This window comes from Lysinibacillus sp. NPDC097162 (assembly GCF_044762185.1).
In the GTDB taxonomy this organism is placed as follows: domain Bacteria; phylum Bacillota; class Bacilli; order Bacillales_A; family Planococcaceae; genus Lysinibacillus.
This window is the reverse complement of record NZ_JBIWDT010000001.1, coordinates 1773525-1796711: the sequence shown is the minus strand read 5'-3', so window position 1 is coordinate 1796711 and position 23187 is coordinate 1773525. Positions and strand designations below refer to the sequence as shown.

The window sequence follows — 23187 nt, the reverse complement described above, 5'->3', positions numbered from 1 at the left end:
AGTCCTTCTACTTCTATAGCGTAAAAATCCACTGTCCTTTCCGCGGGCACGATGTAAGTCGCAACTGTTGCTATCGCACCGTCTGTTGCATCTTACATTACGTGGGTTCCCCCAGGAGTCTCAGAGGATTTTTACTGAAATACTAAAAGCATAGTAAATTGTTTGAGAATTGTTTGAGTGACTGGCACTATTTCACATCCATATGAAAAACTTGTTTAAAGCCTTTTCGTCCTTTTTCGGTAACTTTAATTGCACGAATTGTTGGTACACGTGTAATCCATTCTAAGTCTAAAAAATGTGTCAGCAGTCCGTGGCCAAGTGCTCCAGCTAAATGATGACGACGTTCACTCCAGTCCAAACATGCGTGACAAAAAGAGCGACGCTTCCTTTTTAATTTTTCTAAATCTATACCGAACTGTGTAAAAAAAACTACGCCATCTGGTGTAACAACATATTCATTTTGTTCTTTTTGCAAATAACCCGAGTTGACCATTGAATCAGTTAAGTGAACACCTAATTTACCGGCTAAATGGTCATAGCAAGTTCGAGCATCTTGCAGTAATTGTATTTGGCTTGATTGCTTTAATGAACGCACTTCAGGTGGGGGTGAAATCGCTAGAAAAGTTTCTAAAAACTGTGCAATATCTTCATTTGCTAGCTGAAAATAGCGATGACGTCCCTGCTTTTCGACTTTTATTAGGTTACCTTCTACTAGCTTAGCTAGGTGAAAGCTAGCTGTTTGAGGTTTAATATTAGCCATATATGCCAATTCACTAGCTGTATGATATCGTCCGTCCATTAAACTAGCTAGCATTGTTGCTCTTGATGTCTCTCCAAGCAAAGAAGCGACTTCAGCCATATTTGGGTTAATACTCATTATTCCAGCTCCTTTGCATTCCATAGTTCGATTATATTGAAAGTATTTATCGTTTACAATAGAGAAGAAAGAAGAAGGGGGACTAAAAATGGAAAGTTATTATGCAGTAATTTTCACATCACAGCGGACGAATGATGACAACGGTGGATATGCAAAAATGGCAGATACGATTGAGGATTTAGCAAAACAACAGCCTGGTTTTCTTCGTGTTGAGAGTACAAGAAATCATGAAGGGCATGGAATTACGGTATCGTACTGGGAATCGCTAGAAGCAATCCGAAATTGGAAAGTCAATGCTAAGCATGCTGTAGCGCAACAATTAGGAAAAGAAAAATGGTACAGTCATTATCATGTAGAAATATGCCAAGTTATGCGTACCTACTCTTTTCAAGGGGAATGAGAAATTCGAAAGGACAACAAGAAAATCCGCTGTACCTATAAAAAGGTTACGCGGATTTTTTCATAGTCTACCTTCAAATCAAAGGACATCAAACTAGCATCTAGTAATCGTAATGTTATTTTCTCCAATCTCTTTATATGCGCGGTGATCAATTGCACCAGCAACAGTTTCAAACGGAATCGCACGTCGTATTCCCGCTGTAACGAATTTTTTAGCTTGAATTACTGCATCCTCAACGCTAAGACCTTGTGCTAATCCTGCAGTAATCGCCGCAGAGTATGAACAACCTGCACCATTTGTATGAATTGTATCAATACGAGGAGCTTCTAATGTTAGCATGTGTACGCCATCAAATAATACATCCGTTGCGGGACCATCGAGGCGTCCGCCTTTCACAAGTACGTATTGCGTACCAAGCTTATGTAAATCACGGGCTGCGTCCTGTAAATCACTTATAGTAGTAAGGCTTCTCCCCCCGAGTAAATACTCAGCCTCAGGCATATTTGGTGTCATAATGGTAGCGTGAGGTAATAGCTTGTCTTTTAAAGAGGTCATGGCACCTTCCTCCATTAAAGCTGTCCCTACTTTACCAAACATTACAGGATCAATAACTACTTGTTTGACTTGAGCGGAAGGGAGCCAGTCCGCCACAAGCTCAATAATGTCTTTGGTGAATAACATGCCTGTTTTTAAAGCATCTATGCCAATTTGTGACGAAATTGTATGAAGCTGTGCCTCAATAACTTCTAGTGATTGTGTATAAACACCTTGCTTTGTATCAGGGTGTGTTGCCACGAAGGCAGTAATGGCAGAAGTGCCGTACACACCTAGTTCTTGAAAAGTTTTTAAATCTGCTTGAATACCAGCCCCACCACGCGCGGCAGAACCAGCAATTGTACATGCTTTTTTCATAATAGTGTACTCCTCTTCTTGTTGCGTTTAACTGGCAGTTTGTCGATAATATAAAAAGTATTTGAATATTATTTTATTTTAATAATAATTGTCATTGTTTTGAAATAGCCAGAAAGTAAAGTTTTTATAATGTCAGTTTATTCATCTAGTATTTATTAAAGGAATGCGTACAAAAATAAATCGGATGAAAAGCTTGTATGTGCTAAGTAATTTACTCAGCACATACAAGTTTTAACGTGTCTATGCAAACAAATTAGCTTTGCTTATGTTAGTTTTTGTTTATAGCGATTCACAGGAATGTTGCCAAGTTTACGCCAAATTGTTTCAACAGGTCCTTGTTTATATTTTTGTAACCATAATGTTGAAAATCCAATCATAAATAATGAAATGCCTAACCAAGATGCATATATTAAAAGCGGGTTATAGTGTTTGGAAAGACCGAGCCCCCAATTATAGAACAAAAAGGATGATACGATGTTTTGGGTGATATAGCATGTAAGCGCCATTTTTCCAACGTTACTAATATATTGTTGTGTTTTGACAAACTTATGGTGGCGAGCGATTAAGAAAACAAGGCCTAAATAGCCTAGTGATAAGATAGGGGCAAAAACGTAGCGGTCAAATGCGACAAAATGTACATTGAAGAGCGATAGTGCATTGATTGGAATGCCAATACCAAAACCAATCCATAGCAGGCGCTTTTGCAGTCGAATTCCGCGTTCATCCATTTTCAATAAACCTTTTCGTACGAGGAAGACGCCAAGTAAAAATAAAAAAACATTCATAGGTAAAATCATAATGGCTTCTGATCGTAATACCCAAAAATGCTCCATCCTGTAAACGACTTGCTCCCACCAAGTAAACCCAGATATTTCAAGCAATTGATTATCATATCGTATTAATGCTTGTTCAGCTAAATCACGTTCAGTACTAATATTGGCATAAGGATTATTTGGAAATAACATCCTTACTAGCTTAGAAGACATAATCACACTAATGAACCCTTGCCAAACTTGGTAAAGAACATGAATAGCACCAGCACAAAACATACATATTTTCATTATTCTCTCGGATCGTTGAATGATAAAAGCAACGAGGATACCTGTTAGCGAATAACTCATTAGTACATCAAATTCAAAAACAAATATAAAATGGAGAAGCCCATCAATAAAGAGTAAAATCATTGACCATAAATATAGGCGAAACCAAGGGAGTTCACGATTTTGAAAGCTAGTATATTTCAATTGCATGCCAATACCGAACATAATCGTTAACAGACCTAGAAACTTACCATTCGTCAAAAAATCTGTGAAATGCGATATGTATGAACCAATATTCGAAATTTCAACTTCATCCACTTCCACAGTATGATGAGACGATCCAAAAACCCAAATATTCGTTCCAAGTGTGCCAATAATAGCGAGTCCTCTAGCGACATCTAGTAATTTTATTCTCTCCATAAAAAACACCTCTTATCAGTTTATATAGAATTAATAGATTGTCATGTAGCTTTCATAATTAATAAACGCCAAGTGAAAAGGAAAGTTTCGATAAAATGAGCATTTTGTTGTATTGAAATAGAATAAATGTGTTTTATTTAGTGAGGAACTGACTGGCAACAAAAAAACACCTTAGAAAACCAAGGTGCTTAAAACATTTGTGGTAATAAGTCATTTATAAAGTGTTGATTTTTACGCAACCAAATTTTTAAAATAATCCGATGGGTTAATAACTGATGCCTTTTATTTGGTCTATTTTTTGCTTCGAGTAAACTTTCTAATAATATACAAGTCTCGGTAGCATAAGCTTGAGGTTCCACTAGAACAGTAAGTTTATAATCAATTAAATGAGCTGCTTGTACTTTTGCGAGCAGTTGCGCAAAGTGAGAAGTCATTTCTTGATAGGCTTCGTCCAGTTCTAAGTCAATTAATGTATATAAAGTATGTTTTATTTCAGCCTCCAACGCTTGGAGCTGTTCAATTGTAGCTTGTGTCAAAAAATCACCTCTTGAATGTTAAGGATATTATGCCAAAATGTAAAGACCAAGTGCAGCAAAAAGTAATCCTAATAATACTGTACTACAAATATAGGCTAAAGCTAATCCCCATTTTTTCTTTTCTACTAGTTGTAGCATTTCAAAGCCGAACGTCGAAAAAGTTGTGTAAGCACCTAAAAAACCGATACCTAAAAAATGCCATAATGCTTCACTTGGATGGCTGCCAAATAAAAGACCAAGGATAAAAGAACCTGTAATGTTGATAATGAAGGTTGCCCAAGGATAAGTACTGACAATCCATTTTCCTAAGTAAAATCTTGTTAATGCACCTAAAATTCCACCTATGCCTACAAGGATCATTGCATTCGCCCCCTTGCAAGTAAAGCACCAAGCCAAGCGCAAGCTAAACCGCCCAATACGCTAATTAAACAATAAGAAAGGGCTTGTACCCATTGGTTATTTTCAATGAGTAAAAGTGTTTCTACAGAAAAGGTAGAAAAAGTTGTGAAGGCTCCTAAAAAGCCTGTACCAACGCCAAGTACGAGTGGTGTCCGGTTAGTAAAAGTCGTAAAAAGAAAGGCTAAACAAAAGCATCCAACTAAATTAATAAAAAGTGTTGTACTTGGAAAGTTAGCGGTATTGGGAAGTAACACGCTGAGGTAATAGCGGGACATCGCGCCGAAAAATCCACCTATACCTATTGCCAAAAACGTTTTCAATATCAAAGACTCCTTTAACTTTTAAGGTCATTATTGTTTGTAAAGTACATCATTTACATTCACTATTACTTTGTATTGTATCAAGGACGTAGGTCGGATGGTAGCTATTCGAAAGTAAGTTTTAACGTGGCGTTCCCCTTTTTACCAATTCAAGCAATTCACTACTTTAAAGCGTTAATTATTTCCTGTAAAATATAAAAAATAACAGTTAGAATGTTGACAATTATTTCAATAATATGATAATCTTCAATAACACTATAACAAAAAAGGAGGGCATGACAATGATGGTTTTAACAGTACAAAACAAAAGCACAGCTTCATACATTGTCCATGTCTAACGTTGTTATTTATTATGCAATAGAAGGTATGGGCGCACCTTACCTTTTATAAGAGACACATGCTCTTTTGAGGGGATGTGTCTTTTTTTATTGCAAAAAAGTTGTAGTGAACTAAAAAAGGAGTGTATGTCGTATGCGTAACATCACAAGGAAATTAATTTTCAATAAGGAATTGCTAGATAGTGGGTAGCGAAGATTTAACGCAATTTGAGAAAGAAGGTTATGAAAAATGTTTGATGTATTAAGCAAATTAAGCTGGTTTTTTAAGCAATATTGGAAGCAATACACAGTAGCGATTGTGCTATTAATGATTGCTAGTGCTTTAGAAGTTATTCCTCCTTATTTACTTGGGAACATAATTGATATTTTAACAGCAGGCACAATGACAACTGCAATTTTATCGAAGTATATTTTGATTTTCAGCGGTATTATTGTTGGTGGCTATGTATTAAATTTTGTATGGCAATTTCGACTATTTGAAGGTGCCATTAACTTAGAGAAAATTTTACGACGCAATTTAATGCAACATTTTTTACGGATGACGCCTACTTTTTATGAAAAGAATCGCACGGGTGATTTAATGGCGCGTGCTACGAATGATTTAAATGCTGTATCCCTAACTGCGGGCTTTGGGATTATGACACTTATTGATTCAACCATTTATATGGGATGTATTATTTTTGCAATGGGCTTTATGATTTCATGGAAATTAACCATTTTTGCCATGTTACCAGTGCCTATTATGGCTATTCTTATACAATATTTAGGGAAAATTGTGCATGAGCGTTATATGAAGGCACAGGATGCCTTTGGCGAATTAAATGATAGTGTTCTCGAGTCTGTAGCAGGCGTTCGGGTTGTACGGGCATATGTCCAAGAAAAAAAGGACGAAGCAACATTTGCGGAGATGAGTGAAACCGTTTATGAAAAAAATATGCATACTACGAAAATAAATGCCTTATTCGGACCAATTACGAAAGTCGGTACGGGTATTAGTTATGTTGTGGCACTCGGTTACGGTGCACACTTAGTATCTACTGAGGCGATGTCGTTAGGGCAACTTGTAACGTTTACTGTCTATTTAGGATTAGCAGTTTGGCCAATTTTTGCAATCGGAGAACTTATTAATGTAATGCAGCAAGGGAATGCCTCATTGGACCGTGTACAGGAGACATTGCGCTATGAAGCAGATGTGCAAAATATTGCTATACCTCAAACGGTAGCAGCCCCGCATGCCATTGGATTCGATAATTTATCCTTCCAGTATCCAATGAGTCAGGTAAAGAATCTTCAACAAATTTCGTTGTCACTAAAAAAGGGGCAAACACTTGGTATTGTTGGAAAGACAGGTGCCGGAAAGACGACTTTCCTGCGACAATTACTTCGTGAATATCCAATTGAAGCGGGCCAGTTATCGATTGATGGGATTGATATAACATCACAAACAAAGGAGCAATTACTCGATTGGATTGGGTATGTCCCGCAGGATCATGTGTTATTCTCTCGAACAATTAGAGAAAATATTTTATTTGGGAAAGAAGATGCAACGGAAGAAGAGCTGAAACAAGCGATTTATGCTGCATATTTTGAAAAAGATTTAGCCCATCTCCCAATGGGGCTTGAAACACTTGTTGGCGAAAAGGGCGTATCACTTTCAGGTGGTCAAAAGCAGCGTGTATCTATTGCTCGTGCACTAATAAAAGACCCTGAAATTTTAATACTCGATGATTCGCTTTCTGCTGTAGACGCTAAAACAGAGGCGAAGATTATAGAAAATATTCAACGAGAACGACAGGATCGAACGACGATTATTACAACCCATCGTTTGTCGGGAATTCAACATGCAAATATGATTATTGTGCTTGATGAAGGGCAAATCGTAGAGCAAGGAACACATGAACAGCTCCTTTCACAACAAGGCTGGTATAAAGAGCAATTTGACCGTCAACAGCTAGAAGGAGGTGCCTCATGAGTACGAGTCAACGATTAACTCGCTATGCGATGTATTTTAAAAAACCAATATTACTAGGTTTATTTTTCTTAACAATTGCAGTATTTACCGAGCTTGTAGGGCCTTTTATTGCGAAGCATATAATCGATAATTATATGACGATTGGTAAATTAGAAATAAAGCCGATTACATGGCTGTTAATACTTTATTTAATATTGGCGATTGCAACAGCAATATTACGTTATTTTATGTATATTTATTTACAAATGGGAGCAAACCGCGTTGTTCAAAAATTACGTAAGGACGTTTTTGAGCATATTCAAACATTGCCAATTCAATATTTTGATAACTTACCGGCAGGGAAAATCGTGGCACGCGTGACGAATGATACAGAGGCAGTACGTAATTTATATGTACAGGTGCTATCGAATTTCGTAACAAGTTTAATCTCAATTTTAGGTGTCTATGTAGCGCTGTTCATTTTAAATTGGCAAATGGCTTGTTTAGCATTAGTAATGGTGCCAATCATTTACGTATGGATGATTTTATATCGTAAATTTGCTTCGAAGTATAACGATGTTATTCGAACTAAAATTGCCGATATCAATGCGATGATTAACGAATCAATACAAGGTATGACCATTATTCAAGCATTCCGCCGTGAGCAACAAATGACGAAGGAATTTGATGATATGAATAATGAGCATTATGCCTATGAGCGTAAATTATTAGTGCTAGATTCGGCGACTTCATTCAATTTAGTGAATACGTTAAGACTTTTAATGTTTACCATTTTTATTTTCTACTTTGGGACGCAGTCGATGACGACAACACAAATAATTTCTGCAGGGACATTATATGCATTTGTCGATTATTTGACGAAATTATTTAATCCTATTACAAACATTGTCAATCAATTTTCTCAGCTTGAACGCTCGCTCGTTGCAGGGAAGCGTGTGTTTGAAGTGTTAGATATAGACGGTGAACCGGTATCAGAAGTAAGTCTTCCGAGATATAAAGGGAATGTCGTTTTTGAGGATGTTTCCTTTGCCTATAAAAACGATGATTATGTTTTGAAAAACTTATCTTTTGAAGCTCATCAAGGGGAAACCATTGCGCTTGTAGGTCATACAGGGTCAGGAAAAAGTTCCATTATGAACTTATTATTCCGCTTCTATGATCCTTCAAAAGGAAAGATTTCAATCGATGGTATTGATATTACAGCGGTCGCGCGTCAATCAATGCGTGAGCATATGGGTATTGTATTACAGGACCCATATTTATTTACAGGAACGATTGCTTCAAATGTGAGCTTAAATAATCCGAAAATTTCACGTGAAAAAGTGGAGGAATCTTTAAGAGCAGTTGGTGGTGATCGCGTCTTAGTAAACTTGCCTAATGGTTACGATGAACCAGTAATTGAAAAAGGCAGTACATTATCTTCAGGTCAGCGACAACTAATTTCCTTTGCACGTGCACTAGCCTTTGATCCGGCAATATTAATATTAGATGAAGCAACATCTAATATCGATACAGAGACAGAAGAAATTATCCAACATGCAATGGATGTTTTGAAAAAAGGTCGAACAACGTTTATCATTGCCCACCGTCTTTCAACGATAAAAAATGCGGATCGTATTCTTGTATTAGACCGTGGGGAGATTGTTGAGCGCGGTACGCACGAGGAGCTATTAGAGCTTGGCGGAATTTATGAAAAAATGTATCAAATGCAAGCTAACTCATTGCAGTAATAGAAGGGCAATACTACTAGAAGATACATCAACATGGAAGTGATGTAGTTGCCTGAATACTATGTAGCATCTAAATAAACATAAGCCCCACTTTACTAAGTGGGGCTTTAATTGCCGTCAAATTAATTTTTAAGCAAAAAATTAGAAAGTATGACGCTCTTTATTTTAAAAGAATTTTTTCATCTAAAATACCTCAACAACAACTGATATGAAAGATTATTTATTTCTTGTTATTTATATAATCGAAAAAACCCGGACAATTAATATTGTTCAATAGGTCTATTTTTTCTAAGATTTTCATTTTAATTTCTTGTTCTAAATCCTCGCGCTCTTGTATGGACGTATTTTTTGAAATATTTTTAATTTTCTGATTAAAATTTCCAATAATTTCCTCGAAGTTTATTTCTTGTTTACTTTGCAATCTTCCCACATCCATTATTAAATAATTTAGCCCTTAACTTTTTTATAGCAGTCCTTAAATTATAGGAAATTGTTTGCGGAGACTCATTTAATATATGTGCTATCTCTTTATTACTTAAATTTTGGCTATATTTTAAATCTAATATTAATAATTGTTTACTAGATAATGCTTTTATAGCATGTAACAGCTCTTCACTTGAAATTGATTGTAAAAGTCCCTGGTTATTTAAAACTGTATCGTATAAGTCTTTTTGCATCTCTAATTGTTTAGAAGGGAATTCCTGAGCATTGTTTTCATCCTTTACAAAAGAAGATAAAAATATATTTCGCCTATAATAACGATTAACTTTTTTATCAAAATCTATTGAAAAGTAATGAATTAATTTGTTAATATAGCTGATTACCTTTGCTTTTTTGTAATGAACTTTAAAAGCGTTGTCCAATCGGACTTTATTTTCAAGGCATGGCTCCGCTAAAAAGGATGATAGTAAATCACGATTTTTTTGATCTTGTAAAAAGAGATGAATGACAGGATCCATTTTTTTTCGCTCGAAATTAATTAAAAAGATTTTTATATCCACCTTTACTCCTCCCTTATAATAAGTATAGTTACTTCTCTCTAGTAACCAATTTCTCTCATAAATCTCTCCATTAATAATTTATAGCTTATATAAAATAAAGAGATTTCTTTCTTTTAAAAAACAAAAAAACAGAACATTCATTCTGTTTTTGGTAATAAAATTATTATATACAATTAATTTTGCTTTTTCAGATTTATTATCTCTTTAACTAATGAACAATTCATGAATTGGAGGATTAATAAATGACTATAAAATTAAAATGAATGAAGAGAAGTATTGTTTCATGCAAAGGATTTACTATCAGGCAAATTATATAAAAAGAACTAAGGAGGAGAGAAGTAATTGAACATAGATTGTTTAATCAAATGCTTTTGCCAATCTCGAAAAACTAAATATTTCTTTTTAAAAACCTTTGAAACAGAACAGCTTAATACAGAAGAAAAAAAGTTGCTTTCTGAAATAATAATGGATGCACAAAATATCTCAAATAAAATTCAAAATTTTTGTAAGTTGTACGATTAACTTATTTAGTTAGGAGTGATTTTTTTGAATAAAATTGCATTAAAACCGTACAAAATCCGATCTTTAAAAAAACAGCATCAAAATCGTACTTCTAGTATAGAAATTATTAAAGCTAGAGATGTTTGGGGACAAACCAATAAAGGACAAGGGGTCGTCGTTGCAATAATTGATACAGGTGTTGATACGACACATCCCGATCTGGCTGGCAAAATAATAGGTGGCTATAATTTTACTTCTGAAGATGGGGGGAACAAAGATATTTACACTGATTACAACGGCCATGGTACACACGTAGCAGGTATTATCGCAGCTGAAAATAATGAAATGGGTGTATTAGGCGTTGCTCCTAATTGTAAGTTACTCATCTTAAAGATTTTAAATCGCTTTGGTGAAGGATCATATAATGGATTAATTAGTGCACTTCAATATATCAAAAGATGGCAGGGGCAAAACGGGGAAAAGGTTCAAGTTATTAATTTGTCTTTAGGTGGTCCGACTCATAAAGATGAGTTATATACAGTTATTAAAGAATTGCATACATTAGGTATAGTAATTGTCTCAGCAGCGGGGAATGAGGGGGATGGCTTATCTACAACCGACGAAATATCATTTCCTGGTTTTTATAAGGAAACGTTATCTATTGGTTCAATTAATCAACAACTTGCCCCTTCAATATTTTCAGATTCCCATCTTAATATAGATTTTGTGGCTCCAGGAGAAGGTATTTTATCAACGCATTTAAATGGCGAGTATGTAGAATTGAACGGTACTTCCATGGCAACACCCCATGTTTCAGGAGCTACTGCACTGGCACTACGGTTAATTAAATCGTGTACACCACCACTTATACCTGCACAAATAAAGTATTACTTTACAAAGCATGCATTAAAATTGGATTTTCCAATTAGTCTGGTAGGAAATGGCTTAATTCAGTTGAAATAACGCGTGTTATTGATGTATTATTCAACAAAGAGAGTTATTTGATTTCTAACTTTAGCTTTCTTATCGTGAAAATGGCCTACTTAAATTAGATTATAGATTGTTAAGAAATGTTGTAGAAACTCATAACGATAAACAATGGCGTGTTTATAGCAAACTAATGTTAAAATAATAATAGACAAAGTCGAAAAACCCGACTTTGTCTATAAATGTGTAACTTCTTTATAAAAAGTATAATATTTCGATGCATTAATAAATAATCTAAGGTTCACCTATCATGGCAATTAGTATAATTGACAAGAATATACCAAGAAAATAAATCCACAATACTATAAAAGGGGAATACTTCCAAAATCCTTTTTCCCTTTTTATAAAGCTTAGAACACTAAAGATTATTCCTATGGCAATTAAAATTTCTCCAACAAAAATTACGATTACCCATGCAGTAGCAGTAATTTGAAAATAATAAAAGCAAGCAATTAAAATAAGTCCTGCTACAGAAAATAATGCTGATAACTTCCCTTTTTTACCCAGCATAATTTCCCTCCTTATTAATTTTTCTTACTTTCTCAAGTCATATCGTGTATAAACTGATTATATTAAAAAATAATAGACATAGCAATTTACCATATCACCTTTACGTGGTTTGATGAATAACCATATAAATTAAAGACGCAACCTTAGACCGAATTCTAAAGTTGCGTCCAACGCTTGTATGGGTAAATCATAATAAGGTGGCACTTGGAATTTAACCGTGTAAAGGTGTTGTAGACCCGGGTTTTAACCATTTGATAATGCCAACATAAGAACACTAAAGTCATTATCTATAATGACTTTAGACTTTAGTGGATATTAGTAAGAAAATTAGCAGCCCATTGCAACCATTTTTGCAGAAAACGCCCCAACGATACGTGATGAACCCGCTTCATCTGTCTGATTAGCACATTCAATTATAATACGGTCACAACCACAACGTTCAGGATATTTCGTATTCGCATCATAACAATGGTCGTGATATTTACAGCAATTGTCTAATGCATTAACAGTAGGACCTGCTCCGCAGTTAGCCCCGCACCAGTTATATCTAACAAGTGGATTAAATGGATTTCCTTTATAACGGAAAGAACAACAACCGTTTTGAAGACATGGTAATCCCCAACCCAATGCATTAACCACATCATCATTTTGTCCTATTTCATCTGATGTTAAATGCTCGTAATCTTCGGGTATCGTTACCTTACTTTCAGTGGACAACTGCTCCCATTCATTTAATAGTTCATTATCTAAATACGTAATAGTCTTCTTTATACCTTGTTCTATATCTAATGATACAACTTTCACTAAGTAAGATGTTCTGTTTGTCTCAGTGTTTATTGTTTTAAAAATATTACCAATAAGGAAGTTGTTGAATTGTAGGAAGCTAATTTTTTGTTCCACTTTAGGTGTCACTTTTGTTTTGATTTGTTCATTAAATTCATTGAATGCATATGCGGAATAAGTAGTTTCGTAGTGTTTTTGTTCCATTTTGGGCGCATTGAATAATTCCTCTTTATTCAATCTCCCTAGAGCTTTTTTTAATAGTGCTTGGCCATGCTGATCTAATGCACTTACTACATTTGATGGTACTTTTCTTACTCGAATATCATTAATATTCATTTTCATACCTCCTTTGGTGGTTTATACTTTATAAAAGAGGTATGTTCAAAAGAAAAAACAAAAATTATAAATTTAATGATAGAACTATTATGACTAAATTAATTTGATGTAATATTAAAAGAGGGGATTGAAAGTATATAAGAGCTATTGAATTGGGGAGAAAGTCACATGTTCTAAATGGCTATTTTTTCTAGCTAGCTCTCATTTTAATCACTTAAAGCCTTGATGTAACAGCTCTTATACAATTTTTGACACAGTCTAAGCCCCACTTTACTAAGTGGGGCTTAAGTGCCGACGAAAGGCGTCAATAAGTTCATAGAGTGTTTCGGCCAACGGAGTGCTACGCAGAAAGCGCACGCCCGTAGCGGAAATAAACCGTTGTAGTCCTCTGTTTTTATTTAGGATGTACTTTTCACATTTTGAAAGACGTTGATGAAAAATAAAACGACAGAAAGTGCAACCGCGATACCGCCACCAGATACAAACAGCTCAAATAACCAACGTGGAACATCTAAATAAACCATCATCATACCAACTAATAGGAACGGTAAACCGATATTATAAAGCCAAAACTGAGCCTTCGCGAGCCCTGTTTCTGCAGCTTCTTTAAAATTAGAATAAACTAAACCTATGAATCCCGTAGTCAGCCAACCTACTACACCAATATGAGCATGTGTCGCCTTCCATTGAAGTTGAATTGTATAATGCATGAACAGTCCAAACGCGAAAACAAGTAATAAATAGAAGATAGAAATTTTTATCCATTTTGCCCCCATCGAAAAACAACTCCTTTCCTGAAAGTGTTTTTAGCTAGCTAATACAGTCTATTCTTGTCGAAAGAAAAAGATGACTGTCCTCTTTGAAGAATTCGGAATTAATGCGGAATTGAAAAAATAAATAATTTTACTTAAAATAAAGGGTAAATACGTGAATATTTTTCTAACAGGAGGGTCTATGAAAAAGAAAATTATTATTTATACGATGTTATTCATGTTGTTCAGTAGTTTTCCATTAATAAATGTCGAACAAGCTTGGGCATCTGAGCAAACAATGACGACTAAAATCAATACAATCATCATGAAAAACTGGAAAAATAATGAGTATAGTATTACTGTACGAGAAATGGAAAGAGGGGACGTCATTTACAGTAATAATGGTGATAAAATGATCCGTCCTGCTTCAACACATAAATTACTTGTTAGTGCTGCAGCATTAGATTTACTTGGTCCTGATTATCGCTTTACAACGAAGGCGTATATCGATGGACCCGTTGAAAATGGTGTATTACAAGGAAATATTTATTTACAAGGTGGTGGAGATCCTACACTGCTACCTGTCCATTTAGAATCATTCGCTAATGGAATAAAAAAATTAGGCATCACAAAAATTACAGGAAAATTAATTGCGGATGATACGTGGTTTGATGATGACCGTTTAGCAAAAGGTATTGTTCCTGAGGAGGAGGCATTATCTTATGCATCTCGTATTTCGGCTCTGACTCTTTCTCCAAATGATCAGTACGATGTCGGTAATGTCCAAGTTAAAGTGACTGGCACCAAAATCGGCCAATCTGCAAGTGTTCAACTTTTCCCACATGCAAGCACAATACCAATTGTTAACAAAACTAAGATAATAAAAAAAGGTGGGAAATCGACGATCAATATTACGAGAGAATATGGAACAGATCGTATTGTTGTAACAGGCAATTTACCTGCTGGTACAGAGAAAAATACATATGTGACCGTTTATAATCCAACATTGTATACGCTGGATGTATTACGAGAAAAATTAATAGCAAAAGGTATTCAGCAAATGCCTCTTGACATAGGAAAAGTTCCAAATAATGCTCAACGAATAGGAATATCCAATTCAATACAATTAAAAGATATCAATTTTCGATTTTTAAAGCTAAGCATTAACGGTATGGGAGAAATGTTGACGAAGCAAATAGGGAAAGAACTTCTTGGAGAAGGAAGTTGGTCGGCAGGTATACAGGCAATTCGTACATATGGAATAGATACTGGACTGGATATGGATCAATGGTACTTTGAAGATGGCTCTGGCTTAAATCATCAGAACCGTGTAAGTAGTATGCAGGAAAGTTTATTATTATATAAAGTTCGTAATAAGTCCTGGTACTTCTCCTATTTAGACGCCTTACCACATGCAGGCCGAAAAGGAAAGTTGGTTGGTGCTACATTAGAAAATCGCTTGAAAGGTTATAGTGTTTCAGCTAAAACAGGCTATATAACGGGAACCTATGCGTTAAGTGGCTATGTTCAAGGAAAAAGTGGTAAATGGTATATTTTTAGTATTTTAACACAAGCCAATAAAGGTGCAGTTATAACCACTATTGATGAAATAGTAAAACAAATTGCAAATGAAATGTAAAGGGTTTCAAAAAGTTGAGCAAACTAGTTTAATTAAAAATAATTTAGTGATAAACTATTGAATGGATTTAAGAAAAGGAGATGTTTATCCATGGGTAAATTACAAGACAAAGTCGTAATTATTACTGGCGGTGCAGGTGGTATCGGTAGTGGTATGGCAAAAGCAATGGTAAAAGAAGGAGCTATCGTAGCAATTGTTGATTTAAATGAAGAAACAGGAAAAGCAATGGAAAAAGAATTGCAACAAATTTCTCCAAAATCAATGTTTTTACAAGCAAATTTAATGGATCGTGCTAATTTGCATAAAATTATCGATACAGTTGTTGAAAAATACGGTAAACTAGATGTATTAGTTAATAATGCACATGCTTCTAAACAAGCAACTATTGAAGACACAACACAAGCTGATTTAGATTTATCATTTGATACTGGTTTCTACCCAACATTTTATTTAATGCAAGCAGCATTACCGCATTTAAAAGAGTCAAAAGGGAATGTTATTAATTTTGCTTCTGGCGCGGGTCTTGCTGGACATGAAACACAAGGTGCCTATGCGGCTGCAAAAGAAGCAATCCGCGGTATTTCTCGTGTAGCGGCAAATGAATGGGGACGTTTCGGTATTAATGTAAACTTAATTAGCCCTATTGCGAATTCACCAGGTGTACAAGCATGGGCAAAAGCACAACCAGAATATTACGAAGCTGTTAAAAGTAAAATTCCTATGGGACGCTTTGGTGATGTTGAAGAAGACATCGGCCGCGTAGCAGTATTTTTAGCATCAGAGGACTCACAATATATCACAGGCCAAACGCTTATGGTTGACGGTGGCTCTATTATGCTTCACTAATATTCTCGGATGTTCGAGGAGGATTTTTTTTGGCACAGACAAGTATTTTTAAACTCATTCATATGATTGATCAGATGAATAATGCGAATATTATACGCTTTACGAAAGCGTTTCCGTATCCGTTAGGTATTTCACCAATTTTAGTTTTAAGTGAACTGAAAATAAAAGGTCCTCAAAGACAAGCAGAATTAGCGGAAACGATTGGGTATACGAAAGGTGCTATGACAAGTATTGCTGAAAAATTAGTGAAACTGGGCTTAGCAGAAAGACTTTACGATGATGCCGATAGACGTACAATTCGTTTGCAGATTACCGAAGAAGGTGTAGGTGCTTTAATCAAAGCGCAAGAGGTAGGGAAGGAAGTATTTATTCAACTTTTTGAAGTATTGAATGACGAAGAAATTGCACAATATTTGTCTATTCAAGAAAAGTTAGTGCAAGGAATTCACGACAGAGCTGAATAGCACTTCTTTAAGAAGTGGCTCAAACTGTAGACAAAATATCTTAAGGATTAACTTCCCAAGATATTTTGTCTTTTTCTGTAGAATCGGCATATCGCCCATGCTTCTTTCAAACAGTAGTGCTAATTTTAGGTACTAATGAATATAAAGATGTATATTTAGTAAATACTAGTGTACGTCTTTTTTTTGTGCAATATGCATATAAGTAGACTATATAAACTTTTTTCCAACCTAATACGTCAAATAGATGGGCAAATTTTTTATAAAGCTAGAGAGGACATAAGTATGGAAAAAAACATGAAACGCTCTAAAGAAAAAAAGAGCAAAAAGAAGATTTGGCTGTGGATAATAGGGAGCCTATTAGCAATTTTTCTAATTTTTATAGGTACTGCTTATTATACTATCCAAAAGACGATGAATAAAATAAATACACCACTTGTAGAAACTACAGATACTTCCGACAAAACGCAAAAAACAATTACGAAAAAAGAGCCTTTTTCTGTGCTGATGCTAGGTGTTGATGAACGAAAGGACGATAGTGGTCGTTCAGACACAATGATTGTTATTACAGTAAATCCTGAAAAGCAAACGATGAAAATGTTAAGTATTCCAAGAGATACACGGACAGACATCATTGGGCATGACACAGTGGATAAGATTAACCATGCTTATGCATTTGGAGGCGTACCAATGGCAATGGATACGGTTGAAAATTTATTAGATATCCCGCTCGATTATTACGTATTTATAAATATGGAGGGATTCCTACAAATAATTGATACACTTGGCGGTGTAACGATTCAAAATGATATGGATTTAACCTATGATTCGTATCATTATCCTGAGGGTGAAATTTCATTAAATGGTGATGAAGCTCTTATTTTTTCACGTATACGCTATGAAGATCCACGGGGGGATTTTGGCCGTCAAATTCGTCAAAGACAAATTATTGAAGCGGTTATGAAAAAAGCTTCAACACCTTCAATGTTGTTGAAGGCAACTGATATGCTTGATGTTGTCGGAGACAATGTCCGTATGAATTTTACGGTGAAAGATTTAATCCAGCTACAAAGTATTTATAAAAAAATGGATAATAATATTGATCAGTTATCATTTGAGGCAGGAGAGGGTCAAATGATTAATCATATTTGGTACTATATTCCGGATGAAACAGAGCTACAACAAATAAAAACAGAGTTAAAAACGCACTTGGAATAAGGGCTTGTAAAGTAACAAATTGGCTACAATAGTTGTAAATTATATGTCTACGAAGGGAGAGAGATGAATGAATGGGAGGACCCAGGTGCTTAGGTATACAGCATTAAATAATTGCATGCAAAGCTATGTACCTAAACGTAAAGTACGAAAAAGTCCAGTCAAATTCATGGTGAAACAGTTACAACTATTTTGTTTTAAAATCTTTATGTAATGCTAAAAAAATCATTCAGGTAGGATGCATGCCTAGTTGAATGATTTTTTTAGTTATGAATGCAATTCAATTTTTTATTTCGTTTGAAATATCAGAAAATTAAGTGTATAATAGATTTAAGAAATGGTTGAGGGAGTGATTGTGATGATGATTGGAACAATTTTATTAGCCATCGCGTTGCCGGTAGGTATTGTTTTAGCAGTAGATTTATTTAACGAGCAACATCACTCTGCTTCATAAAGAGACCATTCTAAAAGTGAAAAACAAAAGCAATTTCCTAGACAGAAGCTATTGAGCCTATGTCTTTTTTTCATGTCTTGGAAACAATTTGTGTTATTATTCGTCAATATACAATAGAAAATGCTATACTATAAAAAAAAGTATCGGGGTATGAGTATGCAAGCAGAAAAAACGAATATGAAAAAAGAAATTCTATCCTACATTAAAATTATTGTTATTACAGCAATTGTCGTCTTAGGCTGTAAACAATTTTTATTTGCACCGATAAAAGTACAAGGTGCTTCTATGTATCCGACATATGAGGATAAGGACATAATTATTGTAAGTAAAACGAGTAAAATTGAACGCTTTGACCAAATTGTCTTTCAATCACCTACTGAGGATGAATTATATATTAAACGTGTTATAGGACTTCCAGGGGACATAGTAGAAATGATAGATGATGTATTGTATGTAAATGGTAAGGCGTATAAAGAAGATTATGTAAATCGTCAAACAGATGATCCGAGTCAATTACGTATTACAGAGAATTTCACACTAGAAGGTTTAACAAATGAGAAAAAAGTGCCAGAAGGTAAGTATTTCGTAATGGGAGATAACCGTCTAAAAAGCTATGATAGTCGCCATTACGGATTAATCGGTAAAGATGCTATTTATGGTGAAGCTAAAATAACTGTTTATCCATTTAAGCACTTTCACGTTGGCCGCGAATAGATAAATAACAATGAAAATAGAAAGAGGCAGCTCCAATTTTTACGAGCATGCCTCTTTATTTTTTAATTATTTTCTGTCAAATCTTTACAAATTTTATAAGTGGGATAATAGACGCAAACTGTTGAATTTTCAACAGTTTCTTTTATTGGGTTTTGCTTTATGTCCAATCTAGGAGATGGTTGATCGATTGTGAGCTCTTCTACTACTAATTCTGCGCCATAAAATAGCATTAAAAAATAGCATACTAAACCAAATATACGCAAACAATCACCCCATAACTATATGTGTACTATTATTATTTATGGTCGACAGACAAAAAATATAAGCAAAAATTCAAAAAAATATACAATAACTAAAATCAAAACTCATTCAATGCAATAAATGTGTGTTGGGCAATCTGAAAAGAAGAAAAATGTTGTAACGTAAAAATCAATATGCTACTATAGCTAAAGTAAAATAATGATCTGTATAACCTCAATAATATGGATTGAGGGTCTCTACCAGGAACCATAAAATCCTGACTACAAAAATTTCTTTCATTTTGTAGTCAGGATTTTTTTATTGTTGCCCACTATAAGATGGAAGTACAACAGAAGGGTGATTAAATGAATTGGAGAGTTTTTATACTGGCAGCTACGACTTTTGCAGTTGGATTGGTAGAGCTAATTGTTGGAGGGATATTGCCATACATTGCTAAAGATTTGAACGTATCTGTAGCAACGGCTGGACAATTAATTACGATATTTGCTCTAGTATATGCAATTTCTGCCCCTGTCCTTTTATCGTTAACAGCTAAAGTGGAGCGGAAGAAACTATACCTTATTTCATTACTTTTATTTACATTAGGTAATGTCATGACCTATTTTAGTCCTACCTTTGTCATTGTCATGATTGCAAGAATCATAACAGCAATGAGTACGGCTCTAGTTATTGTTTTGTCTCTGACAATTACAACAAAGATAGTAGAACCAAGACATCGTGCTAAAGCATTAGGGCTTATTTTTGTAGGTGTAAGTTCAGCACTAGTAATTGGTGTACCGATGGGTATTTTTATTACTGAGGCTTTTGGTTGGCGTGCTGTTTTTTTAGGGATTGCATTACTCTCTAGCATATCTATGATTCTAATTTTTATGCTCCTGGAAAAAATGCCAGTTGTTGAGGTTGTCCCATTAAAAACACAAATTAAGTCATTAGCTAATTTAAAAATTGCAAGTGCGCATTTAACAACATTATTTATGCTTGCTGGTCATTATATGCTTTATGCTTACTTCACGCCGTTTTTAGTAGAGGCATTTAACTTAAACTCTTCCTGGGTGAGTATTTGTTACTTAGTATTCGGTCTTGCTTCTGTAAGCGGTAATGCGTTTGGTGGTTGGTTAAGTGATAAAATTGGTACTGGCAAATCAATCGTACTAATCATTGCAACTTTTGCTATCGTATTATTTGTAATACCGTATACAATCGTAGCCTTCCCGTTATTTTTAATCGTAACTGTTTTATGGGGAGCGCTTAGCTGGTCACTTACGCCACCATTACAAAACTATTTGATTCAAACAGATCCCGAAACATCTGATATTCAACAAAGCTTAAATACTGCTGCCTTACAAATTGGTATTTCAATAGGATCAGCAGTGGGGGGAGCGTTGTTTACTCTTACAGGCTCTGTAATGCATCTATCAAGTTTCGGTGCAATTTTAGTTTTATGTGCGTTAGGTTGTGCAATTTTTTCTATTAAGAGAGCGCCACTTTCAGACAGTAATCAATTAGATGGAAGTATCCAAAGGGTTCATCAATGATAAGCTTAAATTACTAAAAAAAGAAGGACTATGATTGTTGAAGCGAGAATGTAAGAGTAGAGAGGGAGGCTGGTAAATAAATGCAGGTAGATTTAACGGAATTTGAAGGATTGAATGTGAAAGTTGTCGCAACGGTTGATCATACGCTTTATCGAAACGTTGGTGCAATCATTTTATACGAAGAAGATTCACACATTTTATCTGTACGAAAACTGAAACGAAAAATCGCTGATCAATATATACCAACAGACGAACTCGAAAACTTTATGTTTGACACACAGGCAGATGCAATTAAATTTACACATAAGCTAACTAGAATGAGTGCACTCGATTATTTATTAGTTACAAACAGGGAAAAAGAACTAAGTGAATAAAAAGATAGCCTTTTAGGTCGTCTCGTACTGAAGCGAGACGACTAGAAGCTATGGGCTTTATATTGAGGAAGGAGAAAGTAGCCAACCTTTCTTATTACTAAGCTCAATTAACTTGGTACCTAGAATGGCATATTTCATATGAAAAACACTATATTTTGTCGTAAGACTACTTTCGAAAGACATGTCCATTGCTTGACTGACTGAAATTAAGGAAGATGCAATATTCATGGATAGGATAGCACTAATTTCAGAATCATTTATAGCTGCCTTTCCACGCATTTTAGCAATCTGTAAATTTCCTTGGTCAATTGATAATGGCGGCGCCAGAACACCATTTTCTTTTAATAACTTTTCAAGCTGTTTATTTTCCTCTTTTAAACATTGAATAAATTCCAAAATAATGACTTTTAAGTCTCTGTTAACTGCATAGTTGAAAAAGAAATGGTTCGTTGCAATATAGCCATTGTTTACGCCAAGTTGTTTCCAAATTGTAAAAACTTCCTTAAAGCGTAAAGAATCTATATTTCGTTTTGACATTTTCATTGTTGCACGTCCTAACTCATTTTATAGTTGTTGAATGTGAGATTAGGATGGGAAACAAAAGATTTTTTTATACATATTTTTGTAAATAATACAATTATAGATTCGACTTAGCAGTGGAGTTATGTATGTCTTGACATTGGGGAAGCTCCAGCAGTTCCTCTGTTTGACAGAAGTCTCAGGAGCTTACCTTATTGAGCACCCTTCTTTTTCTTATTTTTAAAGCTCTTAATAGTTGTCTTTAAAGAAGCATAATTTCCGATGGCTGCGTATCCATAAAAAAAGCCCATAAATACACCAGCTAAAAAATTATGTTTATGGCTAATAAAAATAGAAATAATTAAACCTAATACTAGCGCGATTGCTGGGACATATTTAGGCTGAATAGGAAAAAATATTTTCAATAATTGTGTAATAATCATAACAACTGGAACGGCAATTACAGCATCCCAAAAATTTGTATGAATAATTGGAAAGTCCATTTTTATACACCTCTTTTACGAATTAAAGTAATGCTGAATAATAGTTAGATTTCCCAGACTTAAAAATTTTATGCACTTGTAGTTGAGGTGTTTACAAAGTGAGCTTTATTCAATTTTAAAAAATCAATAAAGGAAACACGCAAAGGTGTTTCCTTATACAGCCTAACTTTATTAATAATAGGAACCATTTTGATACATGTATGGATAATGGTAAGGATTAAAGTTGTAATGTGGATGTGTTTGCATTGAAGTTGGTGAGGTAATGGAAGGTTGATTGCAATTATTTGCAGGTCCAATATAGGTTGAAGGAACAACAGGGGCGATTGTTTGCTTCCATAAGTTTTCATCTAAGCAATAAGTGTGTGCCATTATATTCGAAGGCGTAAATTTCAAAATATCCGAACCTAAAATAACTTCTGGTGTAGGTGCATCAAAAATTGCTAATATGTGCGTGTTATCTGCACTCGCGACGATATAATGCCACCATCCTTGTGGAATGTTTGCTACCTGTCCTGGTTTTATTGGGTAGTTTTGAATTTGTTTAGTGAAAGGATTTAAAATGGAAACGGTAGCAGCCCCAGAAATACAATAAACAAGCTCTGCTGCATTTTGATGATAATGTGGCTCTACAACGTTATTCGCACTTAAAAAAATATCAAGTAGAGAAACATTTTCTAGACTATTTAATTGAGCAATACCAAGAATGTTTATGTAGTTCTGATTATCCTTTCTAAAAAGTGGACTTGTATTTACATCAAACGTAAACTGTGTGGATGGAGATGTGTAATCATTGGGCAAATCAATACATCCTTCCTTCATATATTTCTCATGTTCATCAATATCACAGTTTAT

Annotated in this window: 26 protein-coding genes and 1 riboswitch; of the genes, 12 read left to right on the top strand and 14 right to left on the bottom strand. The window is 34.7% G+C overall.

Annotated features, from left to right (window positions below; all coding sequences use genetic code 11):
- Nucleotides 1–187 precede the first annotated feature (187 nt).
- Nucleotides 188–877, bottom strand: a complete 690-nt coding sequence (locus ACIQXW_RS09165) for an ArsR/SmtB family transcription factor (RefSeq protein WP_401017270.1) — start codon at nt 875–877, stop codon at nt 188–190.
- Between the two features lie 88 nt (nt 878–965).
- On the opposite strand from ACIQXW_RS09165, the gene ACIQXW_RS09160 reads away from it, so the two are divergent.
- Complete coding sequence (locus ACIQXW_RS09160; protein WP_402761387.1) at nt 966–1277, top strand: antibiotic biosynthesis monooxygenase family protein; 312 nt, start codon at nt 966–968, stop codon at nt 1275–1277.
- 93 nt (nt 1278–1370) lie between these two features.
- On the opposite strand, the gene thiD is transcribed toward ACIQXW_RS09160, so the two are convergent.
- From thiD to crcB, 5 genes are all read right to left on the bottom strand, one after another.
- On the bottom strand, nt 1371–2189 hold the full coding sequence (gene thiD, locus ACIQXW_RS09155) for a bifunctional hydroxymethylpyrimidine kinase/phosphomethylpyrimidine kinase (RefSeq protein ID WP_402761384.1): 819 nt from the start codon (nt 2187–2189) through the stop codon (nt 1371–1373).
- Between the two features lie 263 nt (nt 2190–2452).
- A complete protein-coding gene (locus ACIQXW_RS09150; protein WP_402761381.1) occupies nt 2453–3649 on the bottom strand; it encodes a DUF418 domain-containing protein in 1197 nt (398 codons plus the stop codon).
- A 188-nt stretch (nt 3650–3837) separates the two neighbouring features.
- Complete coding sequence (locus ACIQXW_RS09145; RefSeq protein WP_340824082.1) at nt 3838–4185, bottom strand: hypothetical protein; 348 nt, start codon at nt 4183–4185, stop codon at nt 3838–3840.
- Nucleotides 4186–4212: 27 nt separating this feature from the next.
- A complete protein-coding gene (locus tag ACIQXW_RS09140; RefSeq protein WP_340824085.1) occupies nt 4213–4545 on the bottom strand; it encodes a fluoride efflux transporter FluC in 333 nt (110 codons plus the stop codon).
- The gene (gene crcB, locus ACIQXW_RS09135) at nt 4542–4904 is read right to left on the bottom strand and encodes a fluoride efflux transporter CrcB (RefSeq protein WP_483869803.1); all 363 of its coding nucleotides are present in this window, start codon (nt 4902–4904) and stop codon (nt 4542–4544) included. The genes ACIQXW_RS09140 and crcB overlap by 4 nt, the downstream gene beginning before the upstream one ends.
- Before the next feature lie 567 nt (nt 4905–5471).
- Here crcB and ACIQXW_RS09130 point away from each other — a divergent pair.
- Together ACIQXW_RS09130 and ACIQXW_RS09125 are read left to right on the top strand one after the other, a co-directional pair.
- Nucleotides 5472–7214, top strand: a complete 1743-nt coding sequence (locus ACIQXW_RS09130) for an ABC transporter ATP-binding protein (protein WP_401017263.1) — start codon at nt 5472–5474, stop codon at nt 7212–7214.
- Nucleotides 7211–8944, top strand: coding sequence for an ABC transporter ATP-binding protein (locus ACIQXW_RS09125; protein WP_340824089.1), 1734 nt, complete (start codon nt 7211–7213; stop codon nt 8942–8944). Before ACIQXW_RS09130 ends, ACIQXW_RS09125 begins: the two co-directional genes overlap by 4 nt.
- Before the next feature lie 410 nt (nt 8945–9354).
- Here the strand turns inward: ACIQXW_RS09125 and ACIQXW_RS09120 are convergent, their stop codons facing one another.
- Nucleotides 9355–9945: a sigma-70 family RNA polymerase sigma factor gene (locus ACIQXW_RS09120; RefSeq protein WP_402761376.1), complete on the bottom strand. Its 591-nt coding sequence runs from the start codon at nt 9943–9945 to the stop codon at nt 9355–9357.
- A gap of 537 nt (nt 9946–10482) precedes the next feature.
- On the opposite strand from ACIQXW_RS09120, the gene ACIQXW_RS09115 reads away from it, so the two are divergent.
- Nucleotides 10483–11409, top strand: coding sequence for a S8 family peptidase (locus ACIQXW_RS09115; RefSeq protein ID WP_402761373.1), 927 nt, complete (start codon nt 10483–10485; stop codon nt 11407–11409).
- A 258-nt stretch (nt 11410–11667) separates the two neighbouring features.
- Here ACIQXW_RS09115 and ACIQXW_RS09110 read toward each other — a convergent pair whose 3' ends face one another.
- The 3 genes from ACIQXW_RS09110 to ACIQXW_RS09100 form a co-directional block, all read right to left on the bottom strand.
- On the bottom strand, nt 11668–11943 hold the full coding sequence (locus tag ACIQXW_RS09110; RefSeq protein ID WP_402761370.1) for a hypothetical protein: 276 nt from the start codon (nt 11941–11943) through the stop codon (nt 11668–11670).
- 327 nt (nt 11944–12270) lie between these two features.
- Nucleotides 12271–13062, bottom strand: coding sequence for a phospholipase A2 family protein (locus ACIQXW_RS09105; protein ID WP_402761367.1), 792 nt, complete (start codon nt 13060–13062; stop codon nt 12271–12273).
- Nucleotides 13063–13460: 398 nt separating this feature from the next.
- On the bottom strand, nt 13461–13838 hold the full coding sequence (locus ACIQXW_RS09100) for a hypothetical protein (protein WP_402761364.1): 378 nt from the start codon (nt 13836–13838) through the stop codon (nt 13461–13463).
- 178 nt (nt 13839–14016) lie between these two features.
- On the opposite strand from ACIQXW_RS09100, the gene dacB reads away from it, so the two are divergent.
- From dacB to lepB, 6 genes are all read left to right on the top strand, one after another.
- Nucleotides 14017–15453, top strand: coding sequence for a D-alanyl-D-alanine carboxypeptidase/D-alanyl-D-alanine endopeptidase (gene dacB, locus ACIQXW_RS09095; RefSeq protein WP_402761361.1), 1437 nt, complete (start codon nt 14017–14019; stop codon nt 15451–15453).
- A 90-nt stretch (nt 15454–15543) separates the two neighbouring features.
- Nucleotides 15544–16299 (top strand): SDR family NAD(P)-dependent oxidoreductase, encoded by a 756-nt coding sequence (locus ACIQXW_RS09090; RefSeq protein WP_340824093.1) that lies wholly within the window; start codon nt 15544–15546, stop codon nt 16297–16299.
- 29 nt (nt 16300–16328) lie between these two features.
- Entirely contained in the window at nt 16329–16763 is a 435-nt protein-coding gene (locus tag ACIQXW_RS09085) for a MarR family winged helix-turn-helix transcriptional regulator (protein ID WP_340824094.1), read from the top strand.
- Between the two features lie 282 nt (nt 16764–17045).
- The gene (locus tag ACIQXW_RS09080) at nt 17046–17978 is read left to right on the top strand and encodes an LCP family glycopolymer transferase (protein ID WP_401017259.1); all 933 of its coding nucleotides are present in this window, start codon (nt 17046–17048) and stop codon (nt 17976–17978) included.
- 355 nt (nt 17979–18333) lie between these two features.
- Nucleotides 18334–18429, top strand: a complete 96-nt coding sequence (locus ACIQXW_RS09075) for a transcriptional regulator (RefSeq protein ID WP_172771884.1) — start codon at nt 18334–18336, stop codon at nt 18427–18429.
- A 156-nt stretch (nt 18430–18585) separates the two neighbouring features.
- Nucleotides 18586–19143, top strand: a complete 558-nt coding sequence (lepB, locus tag ACIQXW_RS09070; RefSeq protein ID WP_340824097.1) for a signal peptidase I — start codon at nt 18586–18588, stop codon at nt 19141–19143.
- 62 nt (nt 19144–19205) lie between these two features.
- Here the strand turns inward: lepB and ACIQXW_RS09065 are convergent, their stop codons facing one another.
- Nucleotides 19206–19406: a hypothetical protein gene (locus tag ACIQXW_RS09065; protein ID WP_340824099.1), complete on the bottom strand. Its 201-nt coding sequence runs from the start codon at nt 19404–19406 to the stop codon at nt 19206–19208.
- Between the two features lie 181 nt (nt 19407–19587).
- Nucleotides 19588–19687, top strand: a riboswitch (purine riboswitch).
- 61 nt (nt 19688–19748) lie between these two features.
- Here ACIQXW_RS09065 and ACIQXW_RS09060 point away from each other — a divergent pair.
- Nucleotides 19749–20939, top strand: a complete 1191-nt coding sequence (locus tag ACIQXW_RS09060) for an MFS transporter (protein WP_340824101.1) — start codon at nt 19749–19751, stop codon at nt 20937–20939.
- 80 nt (nt 20940–21019) lie between these two features.
- On the top strand, nt 21020–21313 hold the full coding sequence (locus ACIQXW_RS09055; RefSeq protein WP_340824102.1) for a hypothetical protein: 294 nt from the start codon (nt 21020–21022) through the stop codon (nt 21311–21313).
- A gap of 57 nt (nt 21314–21370) precedes the next feature.
- On the opposite strand, the gene ACIQXW_RS09050 is transcribed toward ACIQXW_RS09055, so the two are convergent.
- The 3 genes from ACIQXW_RS09050 to ACIQXW_RS09040 all read right to left on the bottom strand — a co-directional run bounded on the left by ACIQXW_RS09050 (nt 21371) and on the right by ACIQXW_RS09040 (nt 23154).
- A complete protein-coding gene (locus tag ACIQXW_RS09050) occupies nt 21371–21856 on the bottom strand; it encodes a DUF3231 family protein (protein ID WP_402761355.1) in 486 nt (161 codons plus the stop codon).
- 188 nt (nt 21857–22044) lie between these two features.
- The gene (locus ACIQXW_RS09045) at nt 22045–22335 is read right to left on the bottom strand and encodes a hypothetical protein (RefSeq protein ID WP_340824105.1); all 291 of its coding nucleotides are present in this window, start codon (nt 22333–22335) and stop codon (nt 22045–22047) included.
- 171 nt (nt 22336–22506) lie between these two features.
- Nucleotides 22507–23154, bottom strand: a complete 648-nt coding sequence (locus tag ACIQXW_RS09040; RefSeq protein ID WP_402761352.1) for a cupin domain-containing protein — start codon at nt 23152–23154, stop codon at nt 22507–22509.
- Between the last annotated feature and the right edge of the window lie 33 nt (nt 23155–23187).